Here is a 3,698-nt window from a genome sequence, read left to right on the forward strand (position 1 = left end):
CAGCCAGTCGAGCTCCTCGGCGTACTTGATCTCGGCGGGGGCGCGCAGCAGGTCGGACATGAGGAAGGGCCTTTCCGGAAGGTGAGGGCAGAGGTGATCGCAGGGGTGATCACAACGTGACGTGGACGCACGTCCGGTGATCAGGCGAGATGGGGGCGATCAGGGGTGATCAGAGGTGATCAGGTGAGAAACGTCTTGAGTTCGTGCACGAGCTTCTTGATGTGGCCGGAGATCACCGGCGTGCCGAGGTCCTTGAACCGCTCCCGGAACCACGGGTTGACGCTGCCGCGCCCGGAGCTGGTCACCGAGCCGACCGGGATGAACTTCGTTCCCGAGCGGTGAACGGCGGCCATGCTGTCGAACAGCTCCTGGTGGCGCCACTCGTAGAAGTCGGAGATCCACACCACGACGGTGTTGCGCGGCTCGGCGATCTTCGGCTGGGCGAGCTGCATGGCGACGGTGCCGTCGGTGCCGCCGCCCAGCTGGGTGCGCAGCAGCGTCTCGAACGGGTCGTGCGCCCAGGGCGTGAGGTCCAGGGCCTGGGTGTCGTAGGCGATCAGGTGGACGTCCACCTTCGGCAGCCCGGCGAAAATGGAGGCCAGGATGGTGCAGTTGACCATCGAGTCGACCATGGAACCCGACTGGTCCACGACGACGATCAGCCGCTGGGGCGTCGTCCTGCGGCTGGTGTGCCGGTAGTAGAGGCGGTCGACGTAGAGCCGCTCCTCCTCCGGACTCCAGTTGGTGAGGTTCTTCCAGATGGTGCGGTCGAGGTCGAGGTTGCGGAACACGCGCTTGGGCGGGACGGACCGGTCGAGCTCGCCGACCGTGGCCTTCTCCACCTGGGTGCGCAGCACCTCGGTGACCTCGTCGACGTAACGGCGGATCAGCGCCTTGGCGTTGGCCAGGGCCACCCCGGAGAGGTTGTTCTTGTCGCGCAGCAACTGCTCGACCAGGGACATGCTCGGTGTCAGCCGCGAGGCCAGCCGCGGGTCGGCCAGGACCTCGCGCAGGTGCATGCGCCTGACGAGATCGCCCTCGATGGAGCCGAGCTCCGGGCCGATCGCGGGGATCAGCCGGCTGAGGTCGGGCGTGGGGCCGCCGACGCCGGTGCCGGTCGGGCTGACACCCCCTCCGGCGCCCATGCGGTGGGTGCCGCCGCGTCCGCCGCGCAGCTCACCGGGCCGGCAGCCCAGCGCCCGCTCCAGCCGGCCCGCGTCGGACTGCCAGCGGGCCAGCTGCTCGGCGGTGACGGTGCCGGGACGGGAGGCGAAGACGTTGAGCAGCACCTTCGACGCGAGCGCCGCGCGCCGCACCTCGGCGGCCCGGTCACGTGTACCGTCCTCCTCCGGCTCGGGGGCCATCAGCCCGTCGAACTCGGCGGCCAGCTCCGGGTGCCGCTGCACGACGGAGTCGACCGACGCACCGGGATCGAGCAGCGCGGACGGCAGGCCGATGTCCTCGACCACGGCGAGACTCGCCGACTCCAGGCCGGCCTGCTCCTCCGGGTCGAAGAGACGGGCCAGCAGACGCCAGTAGAGGACCTGCCGCCGGTTGTCGTACGGATCGGGTTCGGGGGCGTCCCCGCCGGTGTGGTGGGTCAGCTGGTGGGTCATTTCCGCAGCAGCCTTCCCGCCCGTTCACGCAGCACGCCGACGGCGTCGGTGGCGGCCTTCTCCGCCCGGATCCCGGCCTTGTCGGTCGTACCCCCGGCCCAGGCCCCCGCGTGCACGGCGACGGTCTTCTTCCGTACGGTCCGCTCGACGGCGAGCGGCTGGAGGAGGAACTCCCCGGCGTCCCAGCGCAGCAGCCCGACACACGCGCCGGACGCGGCGACGACCTCGGGCGAGAGCGGACCGGCGGCCGGGACGCGACCGGTGTCGACGGCCAGGCGGTACCCGGCGACCCGGAAGACGATCCCGTCGTCGCCCTCCTCCACGCCGTACCCCTCCAGCAGGACGGGCACCGCGATCCGGGCCGGGTGCCGGTCGAGCGGTGCCACGGCGAAGGCGGCGGCGGTGGGCAGGGCCACCCGGGCGGTGGCGAGGGCCTCGGCGGGCTCGCCCCCGCGCGCCCGGGCGTCGTCCCACACCAGGTCGCCCTCGGCGGTGACGGGCATCGCGTCGAGGTCCATGGCGCGGCCCTCGCTCACGGCCTCCAGCAGGGACATGTGCGGCCGCAGCAGCTGCCACAGACCGGCGCCGACGACCGTGTCGGGCTTGGGCGCGGAGACCGAGGCCCGCACCAGCCGGGGCGTGCCGCCGTCCGCGGGCTCGAACACCGCGTGCACCTGGGCCTGTACGGCGGTGGCGTGCTCCTGCACGTCGACACCGAGTGGCAGCAGCCGTCCGGTCGCCTCGGCCACGGCGGAAGCGCGCGCCGCCCCCGGCAGCGTCAGCAGCAGCGCGCGCGACCACAGGTCGGCCCAGCGGCGCACGGGAACGCGCTCCAGGGTCACCCCCGGGCAGGAGGCGGCGAGCTCGGCGGCGAAGCCGTCGAGCAGCGTGGCCAGGCGGCGCAGCGCCGGGTCGGGCAGCATCGCGGAGACGACCGGTGCGGCCCCGCCGACGAGTTCGTGGTCGATGCCCTGCCAGCCGGCCCGCACCAGATCGCACAGCCAACTGCGCGCGGCGGCGTACAGATTCGCCGCGTGTTCGTTGTCGTTGGCCGCTGCGACGGTGGCTTCCTCGGCCCGCGGCCGGCCGGTGACCTCATCGACACGGGCGGTCAGCGCGTCGTGCACGGAACCGAGCAGGGCGGTGCGGGCCGCGGCGAGCGCGACGAAGTGGTCCTCGCCTGCGGCTCCGGCGGCCGTCCTGTCGGCGGCCTCGGCCACCCGCGCGGCCAGCGGTGTCCCGGCGACGGCGTCGGCGAGCCCGGTCAGCCCACCGGTCTGGCCGGGCTGCGGACGCAGCAGACCGGCGACGAGGGCCTCGTCGAACCCGTCCACGGCCGCGAGGGCCTCGTCGAGGCCGTCGACGGCGTCGGAGAGCAGATCGGCACGCATCAGGCCACCGCCCGTGTCGTCGGGAACCACTGCATCTCGGGCACCGGTGCGGTACTCGGCGCGAGTTCGAGATAGGCCAGCTGCCGCAGGAACCGGCTGAACACCCGGGCCGCGGCCGAACTGCCGGCCGCGGCGGGACGCGTGGCCGCCATGACGTCGGTGAGGGTCTGCGCGTCCGGCTCCGCCGCGTCGACCTCGACCTTCAGGTACCGGGCCACACGCTCGGCGCCGTACTGCAGCACGGCCTCGCCGACGAGCGCGCGGATGTGGTTGCAGAACATTCCGCGGGCCCCGCCGCAGGGGCGGTTGTTGTTGGTGCTGCACGCGAACGCGTACGTCCCCGCCTCGACCGAGGACACGTACACGCGCCCGATGTCCGACCCACTGGAGACCACCCCCTGCAACCGCCCGTCGGCCAACTCGACGAACGGCACCTTCGCGAGCTTCCGCGGCCGCGCCGACGGCACCACCCGCACCGTGCTCGACTTCTCCCAGACCGACAACGCACCATCTCCAGGCATGAGAAAGGGGACGTCCACGCCACCCCGGCGGAACGTGATCGAACCTATCCACGACCACTGACAACGCCGCCGAAGACGGCCGTGAGTGCGGGGGAGCGGGGTCGGTCGGCTGCCTGTGCGGCCCCGGTCGACCCCGACGGGTGATGCCGTCGGGGCCTGCGGCCAGTCGG

At 72.9% G+C, this 3,698-nt stretch carries 3 protein-coding genes; all 3 read right to left on the reverse strand.

All coding sequences use genetic code 11. The features are described 5' to 3' along the window. Nucleotides 1–179: 179 nt before the first annotated feature. Genes RH94_RS36700 through RH94_RS36710 form a run of 3 tightly spaced genes read right to left on the reverse strand, consistent with a single transcriptional unit; the run spans nucleotide 180 to nucleotide 3,528 of the window. Nucleotides 180–1,616, reverse strand: coding sequence for a vWA domain-containing protein (locus tag RH94_RS36700; protein ID WP_073952603.1), 1,437 nt, complete (start codon nucleotides 1,614–1,616; stop codon nucleotides 180–182). Further along, nucleotides 1,613–3,007: a hypothetical protein gene (locus RH94_RS36705; RefSeq protein WP_073952652.1), complete on the reverse strand. Its 1,395-nt coding sequence runs from the start codon at nucleotides 3,005–3,007 to the stop codon at nucleotides 1,613–1,615. The genes RH94_RS36700 and RH94_RS36705 overlap by 4 nt, the downstream gene beginning before the upstream one ends. Beyond that, on the reverse strand, nucleotides 3,007–3,528 hold the full coding sequence (locus RH94_RS36710) for a hypothetical protein (protein WP_199881136.1): 522 nt from the start codon (nucleotides 3,526–3,528) through the stop codon (nucleotides 3,007–3,009). The genes RH94_RS36705 and RH94_RS36710 overlap by 1 nt, the downstream gene beginning before the upstream one ends. Nucleotides 3,529–3,698 lie beyond the last annotated feature (170 nt).

Origin of the sequence: Streptomyces kebangsaanensis, from assembly GCF_001906585.1 — a bacterium.
GTDB classification, from domain to species: domain Bacteria; phylum Actinomycetota; class Actinomycetes; order Streptomycetales; family Streptomycetaceae; genus Streptomyces; species Streptomyces kebangsaanensis.

Bases quoted from the DNA above. Each gene is read 5' to 3' on its own strand.
- RH94_RS36700 (WP_073952603.1), bottom strand. From the start codon at position 1,616: ATGACCCACCAGCTGACCCACCACACCGGCGGGGACGCCCCCGAACCC.
- RH94_RS36705 (WP_073952652.1), bottom strand. From the start codon at position 3,007: ATGCGTGCCGATCTGCTCTCCGACGCCGTCGACGGCCTCGACGAGGCC.
- RH94_RS36710 (WP_199881136.1), bottom strand. From the start codon at position 3,528: ATGCCTGGAGATGGTGCGTTGTCGGTCTGGGAGAAGTCGAGCACGGTG.